The following is a 15,505-nucleotide window of genomic DNA, read 5'->3' on the forward strand; positions in this document are numbered from 1 at the left end:
GCTGTCGCAGGTCGGAGGGGGCGGATCAGCCCATGTACACGCCGCGGTTCTCCATGAACGTGATGGGGTTGATGGTGTTGCCCCACTGATACACCTCGAAGTGCAGGTGGCAGCCGAAGGAGTTGCCGGTGTTGCCCGCATAGGCGATGACCTGGCCGGCCGAGACCCAGGTGCCCGAGCGGACCGCGAAACCACCATCGACGATGTGGCCGTACCCGGTGCCGATGCCGTCGCCGTGACCGAGGCGGATGTAGTTGCCGTACCCGCCGTACCATCCGACGTAGTCGACATAGGCGTCGTGCGCCGCGTAGATCGGTGCCCAGCAGCCGTTGGCGAGGTCGACGCCCTCGTGGAAGCTCGAACCGCAGCCGGAGCTGTCGCAGTCGGGCGTGCGGTAGCCGTATCCGGAGGACTGGAATCCGCCGTGCGGACGGACCCATCCGCCGGTACCAGCACCGCCGCCACCGCCTCCTCCGCCGCCCCCACCGCCGTTGTTGCGGTCCTCTTCTTCGCGGCGACGACGGTCTTCTTCTTCCTGACGACGGCGCTCTTCCTCCTGGCGGCGGCGTTCCTCTTCGCCTGCCTGGTAGTCGGCGACCGTCTTGGCCGTGGTGTCCTGCAGGGCGGCGAGCTGCGCCTGCAGGGTCAGCAGGTTCGCCTCGGAGTCGGCCAGCGCGGCCGCGGCCTCGTCGGCGGCCGCCTGCGCGGCGATCATCTTCTGCTCGGCGACCTTCTGGAGGCGATCGCGCTCATCGCGCGCGGCCTGCGCCTGGTCGCTGAGGTTCTGCGCCGTGTTCTTGGCGGCGACGGCCTTGTCGTAGACGGCCTGGTTGCGCGAGAGCAGGCGATCCATCTGGCCCAGCTTCGACAGCAGCTGGTCGGCCGTGGCCGCGGAGCCCGAGAAGAAGAGCTCGAGTGAGGTGTTGTCACCGCCGTTGCGGTAGATCTGTGCAGCGACCTGACCGGCCTCGCGAGCCGAGTCGAGCGCGAGCTGCTCCTGCGCATCGGCCTGGGCCTGCAGGTCGTCGGCTCGGCGAGCGGCTTCGGTGAACGCCTGCTGTGCCGCGAAGAACTCATCTCCGGCGCGCTGGGCCGCGGCCTTCGTCTCGGCGACGCGCTGAGTGAGCGAGGCGATCAGCTGCTGGATGCGGGTGATCTCGCCAGCCTTGGCCGCCTCGTTGTCCATCGCGGCCTGCACGTCGTCCCACGATGGATAGTCGGCGGCCCACGCGCGTGGAGCGGCGGCGACCCCGCTGCCGATGGCGCCGGCGGCGACCAGGCCGAAGGCGCCGAGGCCGAGGGCGGTGCGTCTGTTCATCCGGAGCGAGGGCCACAGGGTGCGCTTCTCGGCCGCGGTCGGCCCGCAGCCGCAGTCGACCGTATCGCCGTCATGGCTCGCCACACGGTCCCCTTTCGCCGGTTTCACAGAAGTCACACTAACAACATTCACCACATACGCAACAGGTCAGAGTACGATTGACTAGTTGCCGCATTCGGGATCGACACACCCTTCGCTGGGCCCGTCGAGGGCATCCTCCCCCAGGACACGCCCGAGCGTGCAGCAGGCGCGCCCTCGATTGGTGTTTTGCTCAGACGATCCCTTATGCTTGAGCGTCGGCAAGGGAACCCTGGTTCTCGAGCGGGAGGGTTTCACGCCCTCCACGGCCCCATCGTTTAGCGGCCTAGGACGCCGCCCTTTCACGGCGGTAGCACGGGTTCGAATCCCGTTGGGGTCACTCATCCGATACAATTTCACAAGTATGGCCCTGTAGCGCAGTTGGTTAGCGTGCCGCCCTGTCACGGCGGAGGTCGCGGGTTCAAGTCCCGTCAGGGTCGCTCCAAGCGACGGGCCCTTTCTCTACGAGAGGGCCTTTCGTCTCGGACGCGACGGATCGCCGTCGCGCGGCTCTGTAGCTCAGTTGGTAGAGCGTTCGACTGAAAATCGAAAGGTCACCGGATCGATGCCGGTCGGAGCCACAAGGACCGTCGTTACAACGGTCCCAGAAACCCTCGCCTAGCTTCTACATGGCGGGGGTTTCGTCTTGCCCAGAGCGCGCTGACTTGTCCGCCGCCTGCGGCGGCCCCGTCCAACGCCCGAGAAGGGCACGAGCGCAGGCCGCCTCAGCGGGTTCCGGCGGCGCGGCGGCGAGGGAAGCGGTCGCGCCAGGTGCGACGCGGGCGCGAGGAACTGCCGCAGAGAGCGGCGCGGGCGGCGGCCATGGTCGGGTACGACCCGATCCGCAGGCTGTGCCGGTTGTGCGCGACGTGCTCGTGGCGGTCGATGGAGATGAAGCCGGCGAACTCGCCGTCGCGGGTCGCGACGAACACGTCGTCGGCCGCCTGCTTCCAGGTCAGCGCGGCGCCGGATGCGGGATCCGGACGCGCGGATGTGGTGATGATGCTCATGGTGATGCTCTGTCGTTCGTGGGGCGGCGCAATGCGCTCACCCGGATGAGGCCGGGCCGACGAACGCGCATCGGTGCGCGTCGTCCTTGTGCCATGCCGGCCGATTCCCGCGGCGCCGATCAGATGGCGAAGCCTGCGAGGAACTCCTCATCATAGCAGGCACGCCCGGACCGGGGCGAATCGCCTGCGTCACGCGCGACGAGCGCGACGGCTCACTCCCAGGACTTGGTGCGCTTGGTCGCGCCGCCTCGCTCGCGCATGATCCAGGCGAGCGAAAGGCAGACCAGAACCAGCCCTGCGACGAAGACGAGCGCGGGAACGGTCGTGAGCGCCTGGGCGAATCCCATCAGCCAGATGCCGCCGAGGAACAAGACCAAGAAGATGATGAAGCTGACGATCACCGGGCTACCTCCTGTTGTGCACCTCATCCTACTCCGGCATGAGGGATCGCCCTCACTCGGGCGCACACCGGGCGCATCGCCTCCTAAACTCGAGGCATGTCTGCGCCGCCGCCGTCCCGACGCTCGCTCCGGCCCTCTCGTGCGGTCATCCGCCGACGGCGCCTGGTCGCCGGCGTGATCGCGCTCGTCACGGTCGCGGTGCTCGCCGTCGGCGGCACGATGCTGGTCCGCGCCCTCCTCGGCTCCTCTGCGACAGCCGATGCCGCCCGGCCGTCGCCTAGCGGAACACCGACCCCGACTGCGACGCCTCTGACTCCCGCCGAACAGCTCCTGGCGACCACCGACGATCCGAACGCGTGCGCCGTCTCGTTCGAGGGCGACGGCATCGCGATCGATCCGATGCTGCAGACCCAGGGCGTGCTCTACACGGGCCTGCCGATCCCCGCGCGCGACGGCGCGGTGTTCGCCGGCTGGTATGCCACCCCCGACGACGCCGCGGCCTACACGCAGACGGCGCGAATCAACGGCTCCGAACTCACGTCCTGCACCGAGCAGCAGGTCACGCTCTACGGATCGTGGATGACCCCCGAGCAGAACGAGGACACTCAGGCTGAGGTCCCGATCCTGATGTACCACCAGTTCACGACCAACCCCGACGGCGAGGACAACTGGCTGCGCGGCAACTACGCGTACATCGGCGACTTCCAGGCGCAGATGGCGTACATCGCCGAGCAGCAGTTCTACCTGCCCACCTGGCTGGAACTCAACGCCTTCATCGACGGGCAGCTCTACCTGCCCCAGCACTCCGTGATCATCACCGACGACGACGCCGATCAGAGCTGGCTCGACCTCGCCGTGCCGGTGGTGACGCAGCACCAGCTTCTGACGACGTCGTTCGTGATCACCAACGCGCGGCAGGCTCCCTCACCCTCGCCGTACGTCATCCAGCGCTCCCACACGCACAACATGCACGAGGCGGGAGAGAACGGCAAGGGCCGGATGGTCAACTGGTCGGCCGCCGACATCGCCGCCGACCTCGAGCAGTCCGCCGCGATCCTCGGCGCCAAGGAGGTCGTCGCCTACCCGTACGGGCACTACAACGACACCACCAAGGAGGGCGTGACCGCTGCCGGCTTCCTCCTCGGGCGCACGATCGACTGGGGCTACGTCGAGATCGGCACCGACAAGCTCGCGCTCCCCGTGATCCGCATCAACTACGGCGACACTCTCGACAGCCTGATCGCGAACATCGGCTGACACCGCCCGCCCTGGTATGCAGCCCGCGGCCTACAGCTCGCCGGGGCGCATCGCCTCGGCGTCGATGGCGCGGATGATCCGCTGCGCCGCGGTGTCGACCGGCGGCTCGCCGGCGCCGCGGCGGGAGCGACGCGGCGCGTAGACGACGAGCGAATGGAAGACGAATCGCACGAAGAACGCGGCCACGAGCGAGAGCGCCGCGGCGAGGATGCTGGAGAGGTGCCACGTCTCGACCATGAAGGCGAGCACGGGGATGCGCACCGCCGCCTCAACGTTGTTGAACGCGAACGAGGTGGCGAAGCGCACGGGCAGACGTGATGCACCCTCGCGCATGTCGGCGAAGACGAACCGCTCCTGCAGCACGAAGTTGCCGATGATCGTCGCCTCGGCCGCCACGATCGCCGCCCACACGTACGGCACGCCCAGCTCGGTGAGCGCCCACATGATCGCGAGGTTGGCGACCGCGCCCAGCGCGCCGATGAGGGCGAACAGCGACATCTTGCCGAAGCGCAGGCGCGACAGGTGCATCAGGAACGTCGTTCCCTGACGGAACGTGGCCTTCGAGGTGCCGTGCAGCCGCGCGGCGAAGGCCATCGGCACCTCGGCCACCCGCAACTCGGAGCGCACGAGGATCTCGAGCAGGATCTTGAATCCGTTCGGCTTGAGCGCGGCCGGGTCGATCCGGCGGCGATCGACGAGGAAGAACCCCGTCATCGGGTCGGAACTGCGCGCCAGGCGCTTGGGGAACATCGCCTTGGTCAGCAGCGTCGCCGCGCGGGAGAGCCCGAACCGCACCGCGGTGCCCAGCCCTGCGCTGTCGCCGCCGCCGATGTAGCGCGAGGCGGCGACGACATCCGCCCCGCCCTCGTCGTACCGCTCCAGCAGGGCGCGCAAGAGCTCGGGGGGATGCTGCAGATCACCGTCCATGACGATGCACACGTCGTGGGATGCTGCGCCCAGCCCCGCCACGACGGCGCCGCCGAGACCTCCGTCGGGCCGTTCGCGATGGAGCACGCGCACGGGAAGCTCGGCGTCGACGGCTGCCTCGCGCACGGCGTCGGGGGTGCCGTCGGTGCTGTCGTCGACGAAGAGGATCTCGGCCTCGAGCCCCGCGAGCGCGGCGCTGGATCGCCGCACGACCTCGGCGACGTTGTCGCGCTCATTGAAGGTGGGGACGATGACCGTCACCGCCGTCGGCGCGCGCATGCTCCGTCCTCCCCGCGTCGTGCCTCGACGCCCGGGTTTCATCGTGCCATGTCTTGTTCGGGCTCACCTGCGAGCTCCGTGCAGGGAAGGAGCGATCTCGACGGTTTCGCGGCCACCGCACTGTCGACGGCTCTACCCTGGAATCATGAGCACTCCCGATTCCTCGACAATCACGATGTTCGGCGCCGAGTGGTGCCGCGACTGCCGCCGCACCAAGGCGCAGCTGGACTCCCTAGGCGTCGAGTACACCTACGTCGACCTCGTCGCCGATCCCTCGGCCGCCGACATCGCCAAGGAGATCTCGGGTCGCACGAACATCCCGGTCGTCGTGTACCCCGACTCGTCCCATCACGTCGAACCGTCGAATGCCGACGTCGAGTCGAAGCTGCGCGAGCTCTCCCTCATCTGACGCCGGCCGGACTCGGGCTCATCTGCTCCCGGCCGCACTCACGCTCGATCTCGCCCGCCCCGGAGCGCCGATACACTGGCGCGATGAGCATCGACGCTCGACCCGAACGAGCATCCTCACGCCTTCGCGCCACGACGATCGCGCGGTACGCCGCCGGTTCCGTCGGCACCGGCGGATACGCGACCCTTCCGGGGCTGGTCCTCACCTACTTCCTCACCGACAACCTCGGGGTCACGGCACTGCTGGCCGGCATCATCGTCACCGCCGCCAAGGTGTGGGACGTCGTGATCGACCCGGTCATCGGAGCCGCCTCCGATCGGGCGCTGGCCCGCACCGGGCACCGACGCGGGATGATGGTGGCCGGCGCCTTCACGCTGCCGGTGTTCTTCGCCCTCACCTTCGCCGTGCCGCCCGCGTTCGGTCCCGTCGCGGGAGCGATCTGCGTGCTCGCGGCGTTCCTGGCCACCGCCACGGCGTTCAGCATCTTCCAGGTGCCGTACGTCGCCCTGCCCGCGGAGCTGACTCCGAGCTACGACGAGCGCACGCGACTGCTGAGCTGGCGCGTGATCGCCCTCACCGCGGCGATCCTCCTCTTCGGCGCGGGCGGCCCGGAGCTGCGCAGGCTCACCGGCGACCCCGTCACGGGGTACCTGGTCATGGGCATCGTGGCCGGACTCGTCATCGGGCTCGGGATGCTGGTGGCCTCGCGCTCCGACGAGCGCACGCCGATCTCCGATCCCGGCGAGCCCTCGGCCGCCACGATCGCCGACTCCACCCCGGGGATCCGCGAGCAGTACGCCGCCGGAATCGCGACCCTGCGCCGCTCCGCGCCATTCCGCTCCCTGCTGGCGACGTTCCTGCTGCAGGCGCTCGCGACCGGCACCATGCTCGCCGGCGCTCAGTACGTCGCGACCTGGGTACTGCATTCCGAGAGCGCCGTGACGCTGCTCTTCGTGGCGCTCGTCGGCCCCGCCCTCATCGCCACTCCGCTGTGGGAGCGGCTCTCGCGCCGCACCGGCAAGGAGCGCGCGTTCACCCTCGCCTCGATCCTGTTCCTGATCGCTGCGACGAGTATCGCGGCCGCGATCTGGACGCCCGGAGCGTGGATCTATGCATCCGTCGCCGTCGCCGGCATCGCCTACGCAGGCCTGCAGGCCCTGCCCATGGCGATGCTGCCCGACGTGATCTCTCACGACGAACGCCGCCACGGCCCCGGCCGGGCCGGCACGTTCACGGGCGTCTGGACGGCGGGCGAGACCGTCGGGTTCGCGCTCGGGGCGACGATCGTGGCGGGTGTGCTCGCGCTGACGGGATACGTGTCCCGCGTCGCCGGCGAGGCGAGCACCCAGCCGCCGGGCGCCGTGACGGGCATAGTCATCTGCTTCAGCATCGTTCCCGCCGTGCTGCTCGTGCTCAGCCTGCTCACCCTCTCGCGCTACCGTCTTCGCCGCGCCGACATCGACGGGCTCCCTGCTGGCGAGTGAGGCGCCGCGCGCGAGCACGCGCACGCAGACTCGGCACGGCCCACGCGCGTAGGCTGACACCACGCTCTTGAGGAGGACCGATGCCCACCGCCCTGGCCGAAGACCTGCGCGCACCTCTGGATGCCGCGATCGCCGAACTCGAGACGGGTTCGGGGTCGTGGGCCGCGATGAGTCCGGCCCAGCGCGTCACCCTGCTGCGCGGCGTGCGCCGGAGCGTCGCCGGAGTCTCCCGGAAGTGGGCGCGGGTCGCCGCCGACTCCAAGCAGCTCCCCGCCGGGCACCCGCTGCGCGGCGAGGAATGGCTCAGCGGCCCGTACGGCACCCTCGGCGCGCTGGATGCGTACATCGAGACGCTCGATCGCCTCGCCGAAGGACGCAACCCGCTCGACGGGGTGCGCATCGACAGCGCACCCGGCGATCGCACGCGCATCCATGCCTTCCCGCTCACCGCGTCGGATCGCATCCTGCTCTCCGGCTTCACGGGTGAGGTGTGGCTGCGCCCGGGGACGACGCCCGGGGATGCCCGTGCGCGCGCCGGCCTCGCGCAGCGCCGACCCGCCGAGGGCGGCGTCGGGCTCGTGCTCGGTGCAGGGAACGTCACCTCCATCCCGGTGCTCGATGTGCTCTACGAGCTGCTGGCCCACGACCGCGTCGCCATCCTCAAGCTCAACCCGACGCAGGATCCGCTGCTGCCCGTCTTCGAGAAGGCCCTCGCGCCGTTGATGGCCGCGGGTCTGCTGCGCATCGTGCGCGGCGGCGGCGATGTCGGCGCGTACCTCACCGGCCATCCGCGGATCGCGCACGTGCACATCACGGGCTCTGCTCCCACGTTCGACGCGATCGTCTGGGGCACCGGCGCGGCCGGCAAGCGACGCCGCCGCGAGAACCGCCCCCAGTTGAAGAAGCCGATCACCGCCGAGCTCGGCGGGGTCTCGCCGATCATCGTCGTGCCCGGCGAGTGGAGCGAGGCCGACCTGCGCTATCAGGCCGAGCATGTGGCGACCATGCGCCTGCAGAACTGCGGCCACAACTGCATCGCCGGCCAGGTCGTGATCCTCTCGGCAGACTGGCCGCAGCGTGCGCAGTTCCTCACCGAGCTGCGGCGGGCGTACGCCACGGCCCCAGAGCGCCCGCTGTGGTATCCGCACGCCGACGAGCGGATGCGGCAGGCCGCCGAGTCCTATCCGGACGCGCTCGTGCTGGCCGACCGGCTGCTCGTGGAGATCGGGCCCGACGACGATCCCTCTGCTCTGGAGAACACGGAGTACTTCGCCCCCGTGCTCGGCGTCGTCTCCCTTCCCGGCTCCGGCCAGGGCTTCCTCGATGCCGCCGTGAGCCACGCCAACGACCGCCTGCAAGGCACGCTCGGCGCGAACGTGCTCGTCGACCCCGCCACCGAGCACGCCCTCGGCGACGACTTCACCCGCGCGATCGCCGAGCTGCGCTACGGCTCCATCGCGATCAACACCTGGACCGCGTTCGGCTTCATCGCACCGACGATGACCTGGGGGGCCTTCCCGGGAGGCACGATCGCCGACGTCGGCAGCGGGATCGGCGTCGTGCACAACGCCCTGCTCCTCGGCGACGTCGAACGCTCGGTCGTGCGCGGACCGTTCCGCCCGTTGCCGCGTTCGCTGGGCGCCTGGCGAGACGGCGGACGGTTCACGATCCTGCCCAAGCCACCGTGGTTCGTCTCGTCACGTACGGGAACCGAGGTGAGCGAAGGCCTCACCCGCTTCCGCGCCCGCGGCGGCGTGCTCGCCCTGATGCGCACGCTGATCCAGGCGATGCGCGCCTGACCGGCCCGCGGGCCATCTCCGATCGGCCTACAGGTCGCCGCCGGCCACCGAGAACGTGTCGCAGCGTTCGAGTCCGAACTTGTACCCGGTGGCGAACCACCGCATTCGCTGCTCGCTGGAACCGTGGGTCCAGCTCTCCGGGTTGGTGAAACCCGACATCTGCTGGATGTGGTCGTCGCCGACCGCCGCGGCCGCGTTCACCGCATCCTCCAGCTCCTTCTCGGTCGGAGCCTTCATGTAGGGCTGGCCGTTGTCGTCTTTCTGCTCTGCCATGTCGGCGATGAACGCGCCCGCGTAGCAGTCGGCCTGCAGCTCGGTGCGCACGCCGTTGCTCTCCGGCCCGGTGCCGTTGTTCGGGTGCGCGGACATGATGCCGGTGATGTTCTGGATGTGGTGGCCGTACTCGTGGGAGAGGATGTACACCTGCGCGAGTGCGCCCGCCGAGGCCCCGAAGCGCTGACGCAGCAGGTCGAAGAAGGTCGGATCGATGTACACGCCCTCGTCGGGCGGGCAGTAGAACGGACCGACCTGATTCGACGCCGTGCCGCACGGGGTGGGGGTGGAACCGTCCACGACCGTGAGCGTCGGTGCACGGTAGCCCTGCACCTGCGCCGCCCAGAAGTCGTCGAGCACGAGCGAGGTCGAGGCGATGCGGCAGTCGTCGCGCTCGTTGGCGTCGGCGCCGGTCTCGCACTGCGCGATGACCGATCCGTTCGTCGACTGCGAGCCGCCCGCAGGGGCGGCCTGTCCGCCGCCGAAGAAACCGGAGAGGTCGACGCCGGTGAACATGTTGAGCAGCATCACGGCGATGGCGCCCACGCCGACGACGCTGCCGCCCGCGATCGCTGCATTGCGACCGCGGCGGCGGGCCTTGTTCTCGCTGACGTCGGCGTTCGGGTTGAAAGTCATGGGATGAGAGTACCGTCGCCGGGCCGGGCACGGGGAGACTCCCCCCGACGGGGAATAGTCTCGACCCATGACCACGACGATCACGATCACCGGTGCCGGCGGGCAGATCGGCTACGCATTGCTGTTCCGCATCGCGGCGGGCGACATGCTCGGCCCCGACGAGCACGTGCGGTTGCGGCTCCTCGAGATCCCCGCAGGGCTGGGGGCGGCCGAGGGCGCAGCCCTCGAACTGCAGGACGGCGCGTTCCCTCTGCTCGACGACGTGGAGGTCACCGACGATCCGGCCGTCGGCTTCGCCGGCGCCGACCACGCTCTGCTCGTGGGCTCACGACCGCGCGGGCCCGGCATGGAACGCGGCGACCTGCTCGCGGCGAACGGGGCGATCTTCGGTCCGCAGGGTGCGGCCATCGCGGCGAACGCCGCCTCGGGCGTACGCGTGACGGTGGTCGGCAACCCCGCGAACACGAACGCCCTCATCGCCGCGGCCGCCGCCGACGGAGTGCCCGCCGAGCAGTTCAGCGCTCTCACCCGCCTGGACGAGAACCGCGCCCGCGCGCAGCTCGCCGCAGCGCTCGAGGTGCCGGTGGCCTCGGTCCGCCGCGTGCCGATCTGGGGAAACCACTCCGCGACGCAGTTCCCCGACGTCGGTCACGCGCTCATCGACGGGCGCCCCGCCGCGGATGCTCTGGCCGCACGCGTGGGCGACGTCGACGCCTGGCTGGGCGAGACGTTCATCCCCCGCGTCGCGGGGCGCGGCGCCGAGATCATCTCCGTGCGCGGGTCGTCGTCGGTGGCCTCTGCTGCCAGCGCGACGATCGACCACGTGCGCTCCTGGGCGCTCGGCACCGACGACTGGACGAGCGCCGGTGTCGTCTCGCACGGCGAGTACGGCGTACCCGAGGGGCTCATCTGCTCCTTCCCCGTGGAGTCCGTCGCCGGCCGCTGGCGCATCGTGGAGGGTCTGCAGCCGGATGCGGGGGCACGCACGCGCATCGATGCCTCCGTCGCCGAGCTCGTGGATGAGCGCGACGCCGTGCGCCGGCTCGGGCTGATCTGAACGGCTGCCTCTTTGAACGCCGTCTCGGCATCCGCCCCGGCCCTCCTCCCCGGGGCGCGGTCATCGCGCCTGCAGCAGCGCTGACGCACTGTCCACAACGCACGAGGCGGATGCCCCGATGTCGGCGGTTCAGGGCAGAATGGATGGCGGAGGTTCGGCGATGAGCGAGAAGACGCACACCGGGGCATCGGCGATGCACGACGAGGCTGCGACGAGTCCGCTGCATCTGCCGCATCCCGCCGCAGAGTGCCCGAAGTGCTTCACGCAGCTTCAGGACAACCGCAACTGGTGGTCGGCCCGGCCCGAGGGCTCACGTCTCGTCGGCCTCGTCGTCGCACGCGACGGCATGCCGTCAGTCGTCGAGCAGCGCGAAGACCTCACCCGCTTCGGCGTTCCCATCGAGGGGTTCCGCCATCCGGCCCCTGACATCCTGGAGAGCTGGAACGACCGGATCGCCCGGCTCATCGACACCCTCACCGCCGGTGATGTGCTCGTCGTGGCGAACGTGCACGCGCTCGGCCGCGACACCGACGAAGAGGCCCGCACCGTGGCGGCGCTGCGCCGGCACGGTGTGATCGTGAAGGTGCTCGCGCACCACGCGCATCACCTCGCCGACATCGCCCGCTGACGCCGACGACCGGGCCCGCGCTCAGGCGAAGGTAGCCGCGTCGATGACGAAGCGGAACCGAACGTCCGAGGCGAGCACACGCTCGTAGGCGACGTTGATGTCGGCGGCGCCGATGACCTCGATCTCGGCGGCGATGCCGTGCTCAGCGCAGAAGTCGAGCATCTCCTGCGTCTCGGCGATCCCGCCGATGTTCGATCCCGCCAGCGAACGGCGCCCGCCGATGAGCTGCGCGACGTCGACGCTCATCGGCTCGGGCGGAAGGCCCACGCATACCATCGTGCCGTCGATGTCGAGCAGGCGCAGGTAGGCGCTGAAGTCGAGCGGGGCGCTGACCGTGTTGAGGATCACATCGAACGAGTGCCGCAGCGAGCGGAACGTCTCAGGGTCGCTCGTGGCGAGGTAGCGGTCGGCACCGAGTCGAAGGCCGACGTCTTTCTTCGAGAGCGTCTGCGACAACACGGTCACCTCGGCGCCCAGGGCGTGCGCGATCTGCACGCCCATGTGTCCGAGGCCGCCGAGTCCGACCACCGCGACGCGTGAACCCGGTCCGACGTTCCAATGCCGCAGCGGCGAGTAGGTGGTGATGCCCGCGCACAGAAGGGGCGCTGCGCGGTCGAGGGGGATCGAGTCGGGGATGCGCAGCACGAACGCCTCGGTGACGACGACCTGCTGCGAGTATCCGCCCTGGGTGATCGTGCCGTCGCGGTCGACCGCACCGTACGTGCCGACGGCGCGTTCGCGGCAGTGCTGCTCCAGGCCGCGACGGCAGGCATCGCACTGCCCGCACGAATTGACCAGACAGCCGACGCCCACGCGGTCACCGACCGCGAACCGGGTGACCTCGTCGCCGACCGCCGAGACGATGCCCGCGATCTCGTGCCCGGGTGTGAGCGGGTACTGCTGCGGCCCCCAGTCGCCGCGCACGGTGTGGATGTCGGAGTGGCAGATGCCCGCGAAGACGATGTCGATCACGACGTCGAGCGGGCCCGGATCACGGCGCGTGACGGTGGTCCGTTCGAGGGGCGCGCCCTCGGCGGGAGCGGCGAAGGCGGAGACGACGGACATGGTCCTCCTCGATGATCAGCCGGCGGATCACCGGCTTCTTCATCCTAAGGACGCGCGGAGTCGGGGGCTTCGATCAGTTCGCGCGCCAGCATCCGACGATGTGGTCGTCGACCATGCCCGTCGACTGCATGAGCGCGTACATCGTCGTGGGCCCCACGAAGCGGAACCCGCGGGCCCGCAGCGCTTTGCTCATCGCCACCGACTCGAGCGTCGTCGCAGGGATCTCGGTCATGCTCTGCGGACGAGCCCTCCGGCCCCGCGGCGCGAACGACCACATCAGTGCGTCCAGCTCACCGTCGGCCATCGCGTCGACGAGACGAGCGTTGCCGATCGCCGCCTCGATCTTCGCGCGATTGCGGATGATGCCGGCATCGGCCATGAGCCGGTCGACGTCGCCCTCGTCGAATCGAGCGACGACCGAAGGGTCGAAGCCCGCGAACACCTCGCGGAACCGGGGCCTCTTGCGCAGGATCGTGATCCAGGAGAGCCCGGCCTGGAAGCCCTCCAGCGTCATCTTCTCGTACAGCGCGCGGTCCCCGTGCAGCGCGACGCCCCACTCCTCGTCGTGGTAGCGGCGGTACTCCGGGTCGTCCCCCGCCCAGGCGCAGCGGGTCCGGTCGTCGGCGGCGATCGTCATGGCGCCAGCGTAGGGGTCGCCGCCGACATCGACCGCGTTACTTCTTCGCCTTCTTCTTCAGCGTCTTCTCGAGCACCGGGGCCTGCCCGGAGGCCTCCAGCTCGGCGTAGTAGGCGCGGGCCTCGTCCTGCCGCTCCTGCTCGATGCCCGAGGCGATGGGGGCGCGCACGTGCTCGGGGGCGTAGCCGAATGCGGCCACGAGGTCGAGCGCGTGCGGGCGCAGCCGCAGGCAGAGGCGATCGATGTAGCGCGAGACCGCGGCGGCGCGCTGCGCCGACAGGCGCCCGTTGACGAGGTACCAGGCGAGGTGCTTCTCGATGAGGTGCAGGCCGAACAGATCGCGCAGCCAGGTGAGCACCTTGGTCGTGCCTTCGTCGTCGGCCTTGTGCACGGCATCCGTGAAGGCCTCCCACTGCAGCAGCTCGCCGTGCGCACGCGCCGCCTCGATGAGATCGGCCTGGTTCTCGTTGAACAGCTTCTCGCCGAGCACCTTGTCCTTGCCGGCGGGACGCAGTCGACCGGCGATGTCGGCGATCATCTGCTCGACGCGGTCGGAGAGCAGCTCGTGCTGCTGCTCTTCGCGCAGCCCGTTCTCGACCGAGCGCGCGGTGGATCCGAGATCGGCGACGGCCTGCCCGAACTGACGCAGGCCCGCGCCGTGGAACACCTTGCCCGCGGTCTGCTCGACGGCGTACCGGGCGAGAGCGGCGGCATCCTTGCCCTTGAACTGCGTGGCGAAGTCGGTGAGCAGACGCTTTCCGGCCAGCTGCAGCAGGATGTTGTTGTCGCCTTCGAAGGTGACGTAGATGTCGAGGTCCTGCCGCAGGCCGACGAAGCGGTTGTCGAACATGAAGCCGGCGCCTCCGCACGCCTCGCGGCACTCCTGCAACGTGTCGAGCGCGTGCCATGTCGACAGCGGCTTGAGGGCGGCGGCGAGGGTCTCGAGGTCCTCGCGATCCTCCGGGGTGTCGGTGCGGCCGGAGAAGACGCCGTCGAACTTCTGCAGGAACTCGTCGTGCGCGAAGATCTGCGCGTACGTCGTCGCGAGCCTGGGCAGCAGGCGCCGCTGGTGCTTGCCGTAGTCGAGCAGCACCGTCTCCTCGCCGTTCACACCGTCGAACTGGCGGCGCTGCGTGCCGTAGGTGAGGGCGATGTGCAGGCCCAGGGCGGATGCCCACGACGCGGCGCCGTCGAGCGACACGCGCCCCTGCACGAGCGTTCCGAGCATCGTGAAGAAGCGGCGTCCTGGACTGTCGATCGGGCTCGTGTAGGTGCCGTCGGCGGCGACGTCGCCGTAGCGGTTGAGCAGGTTCGTGCGGGGAACGCGCACGTGGTCGAAGCTGAGGCGTCCGTTGTCGATGCCGTTGAGCCCGCCCTTGAGGCCGTCGTCCTCGCGCCCGATGCCGGGAAGGTCCTTGCCGTCGTCTCCGCGCAGCGGCACGTAGAAGCAGTGCACGCCGTGGTTGACGCCGTTCGTGATGAGCTGGGCGAACACGGTGGCGGCGATGCCGTGCAGCGCCGCGTTGCCGAGGAACTCCTTCGTCGCCGCGCGGAACGGCGTGTTGATGACGAACTCCTCGGTCTCGGGGTCGTACGTGGCCGTCGTGCCGATGGCCTGCACATCCGATCCGTGACCGATCTCGGTCATGGCGAACGCGCCCGGGATGGAGAGGTCCATGATCCCGGGCAGCCAGCGGTCGTGGTGCTCCTCGGTGCCCAGCTGCAGCACGGCGCCGCCGAACAGTCCCCACTGCACACCCGACTTGATCTGCAGGCTGGGGTCGGCGGCGACGAGCTCTTCGAAGCCGGCGATGTTGCCGCCGTTGTCTTCGGAGCCGCCCAGGCGCTTCGGGAAAGCGCGGTGCACGGCACCGTTCTGCACGAGAAGGTGCAGCTGGCTGAGCACGCGCTCGCGGTGCGCATCCTTGCCGAGCGCATCGTCGCGCCAGAACGCTGGGTCTTTGATCATCTCGCGGGCCTCGCGACGGATGGGCGCCCAAGTGCCCAGGAGCATCTCGTTGACCTTCACGGCGTCGAGCTGCGGGGTCGTCTCCGCGGGGGCGGAGCTGGCGGCGGTGACGTCGACCATGAGCATTCCTCTCAGGGAAGAAGTAGGGATACTCCTACCGTAGGACTCCTCCAAGCAGCACCGAAACTGACTGTGGTAAATCTCCAAATGCAGCCGGGGGCGCGGTCGCGGCGCGTTGTCTGCTCACCACAGCGTCCCCGCTTGTCGCCGTGGGTCGG

Annotated in this window: 14 protein-coding genes and 3 tRNA genes; 9 read left to right on the forward strand and 8 right to left on the reverse strand. The window is 69.7% G+C overall.

The annotated features are described in order from the left end of the window. Positions 1-25 precede the first annotated feature (25 nt). Positions 26-1,402 (reverse strand): peptidoglycan DD-metalloendopeptidase family protein, encoded by a 1,377-nt coding sequence (locus BKA02_RS04010; protein ID WP_343045338.1) that lies wholly within the window; start codon positions 1,400-1,402, stop codon positions 26-28. Positions 1,403-1,663: 261 nt separating this feature from the next. Between BKA02_RS04010 and BKA02_RS04015 the strand changes: the two genes are divergently transcribed. The 3 genes from BKA02_RS04015 to BKA02_RS04025 all read left to right on the forward strand — a co-directional run bounded on the left by BKA02_RS04015 (position 1,664) and on the right by BKA02_RS04025 (position 1,977). Next, positions 1,664-1,736, forward strand: a tRNA-Glu gene (locus BKA02_RS04015). A gap of 26 nt (positions 1,737-1,762) precedes the next feature. Then, positions 1,763-1,836 (forward strand) — tRNA-Asp (locus BKA02_RS04020). A 68-nt stretch (positions 1,837-1,904) separates the two neighbouring features. After that, positions 1,905-1,977: transfer RNA gene (locus BKA02_RS04025), tRNA-Phe, on the forward strand. Between the two features lie 144 nt (positions 1,978-2,121). Here the strand turns inward: BKA02_RS04025 and BKA02_RS04030 are convergent. Both BKA02_RS04030 and BKA02_RS04035 read right to left on the reverse strand, forming a co-directional pair. Then, positions 2,122-2,406 carry a hypothetical protein gene (locus tag BKA02_RS04030; protein ID WP_179431522.1) on the reverse strand — a complete coding sequence of 95 codons (285 nt, stop codon included), beginning with the start codon at positions 2,404-2,406 and terminating at the stop codon, positions 2,122-2,124. A 212-nt stretch (positions 2,407-2,618) separates the two neighbouring features. Next, positions 2,619-2,807 (reverse strand): hypothetical protein, encoded by a 189-nt coding sequence (locus tag BKA02_RS04035; protein WP_179431524.1) that lies wholly within the window; start codon positions 2,805-2,807, stop codon positions 2,619-2,621. 96 nt (positions 2,808-2,903) lie between these two features. On the opposite strand from BKA02_RS04035, the gene BKA02_RS04040 reads away from it, so the two are divergent. Continuing rightward, the gene (locus BKA02_RS04040; RefSeq protein WP_179431526.1) at positions 2,904-4,064 is read left to right on the forward strand and encodes a polysaccharide deacetylase family protein; all 1,161 of its coding nucleotides are present in this window, start codon (positions 2,904-2,906) and stop codon (positions 4,062-4,064) included. A 30-nt stretch (positions 4,065-4,094) separates the two neighbouring features. Here BKA02_RS04040 and BKA02_RS04045 read toward each other — a convergent pair whose 3' ends face one another. Beyond that, the gene (locus BKA02_RS04045; RefSeq protein WP_179431528.1) at positions 4,095-5,270 is read right to left on the reverse strand and encodes a glycosyltransferase; all 1,176 of its coding nucleotides are present in this window, start codon (positions 5,268-5,270) and stop codon (positions 4,095-4,097) included. Between the two features lie 145 nt (positions 5,271-5,415). Between BKA02_RS04045 and BKA02_RS04050 the strand changes: the two genes are divergently transcribed. The 3 genes from BKA02_RS04050 to BKA02_RS04060 all read left to right on the forward strand — a co-directional run bounded on the left by BKA02_RS04050 (position 5,416) and on the right by BKA02_RS04060 (position 8,962). Further along, positions 5,416-5,679, forward strand: a complete 264-nt coding sequence (locus BKA02_RS04050; protein ID WP_179431530.1) for a glutaredoxin family protein — start codon at positions 5,416-5,418, stop codon at positions 5,677-5,679. Positions 5,680-5,762: 83 nt separating this feature from the next. Further along, the gene (locus BKA02_RS04055; RefSeq protein WP_179431532.1) at positions 5,763-7,163 is read left to right on the forward strand and encodes an MFS transporter; all 1,401 of its coding nucleotides are present in this window, start codon (positions 5,763-5,765) and stop codon (positions 7,161-7,163) included. A gap of 80 nt (positions 7,164-7,243) precedes the next feature. Then, entirely contained in the window at positions 7,244-8,962 is a 1,719-nt protein-coding gene (locus BKA02_RS04060) for an aldehyde dehydrogenase family protein (RefSeq protein ID WP_179431534.1), read from the forward strand. 27 nt (positions 8,963-8,989) lie between these two features. Here the strand turns inward: BKA02_RS04060 and ypfJ are convergent, their stop codons facing one another. After that, a complete protein-coding gene (gene ypfJ / locus BKA02_RS04065; protein ID WP_179431536.1) occupies positions 8,990-9,871 on the reverse strand; it encodes a KPN_02809 family neutral zinc metallopeptidase in 882 nt (293 codons plus the stop codon). Positions 9,872-9,938: 67 nt separating this feature from the next. Here ypfJ and BKA02_RS04070 point away from each other — a divergent pair, with 67 nt between their 5' ends. Then, positions 9,939-10,928 (forward strand): malate dehydrogenase, encoded by a 990-nt coding sequence (locus BKA02_RS04070; protein WP_179431538.1) that lies wholly within the window; start codon positions 9,939-9,941, stop codon positions 10,926-10,928. A gap of 160 nt (positions 10,929-11,088) precedes the next feature. Then, positions 11,089-11,556 (forward strand): recombinase family protein, encoded by a 468-nt coding sequence (locus BKA02_RS04075; protein ID WP_179431540.1) that lies wholly within the window; start codon positions 11,089-11,091, stop codon positions 11,554-11,556. A gap of 21 nt (positions 11,557-11,577) precedes the next feature. Here BKA02_RS04075 and BKA02_RS04080 read toward each other — a convergent pair whose 3' ends face one another. From BKA02_RS04080 to BKA02_RS04090, 3 genes are all read right to left on the reverse strand, one after another. Next, positions 11,578-12,621 (reverse strand): NAD(P)-dependent alcohol dehydrogenase, encoded by a 1,044-nt coding sequence (locus tag BKA02_RS04080; protein WP_179431542.1) that lies wholly within the window; start codon positions 12,619-12,621, stop codon positions 11,578-11,580. Positions 12,622-12,694: 73 nt separating this feature from the next. After that, positions 12,695-13,258: a DNA-3-methyladenine glycosylase I gene (locus tag BKA02_RS04085; protein ID WP_179431544.1), complete on the reverse strand. Its 564-nt coding sequence runs from the start codon at positions 13,256-13,258 to the stop codon at positions 12,695-12,697. Between the two features lie 37 nt (positions 13,259-13,295). Further along, on the reverse strand, positions 13,296-15,347 hold the full coding sequence (locus BKA02_RS04090) for an acyl-CoA dehydrogenase family protein (protein WP_179431546.1): 2,052 nt from the start codon (positions 15,345-15,347) through the stop codon (positions 13,296-13,298). Positions 15,348-15,505: the final 158 nt, after the last annotated feature.

Source organism: Microbacterium pseudoresistens (assembly GCF_013409745.1).
Taxonomy (GTDB): Bacteria; Actinomycetota; Actinomycetes; order Actinomycetales; family Microbacteriaceae; genus Microbacterium; species Microbacterium pseudoresistens.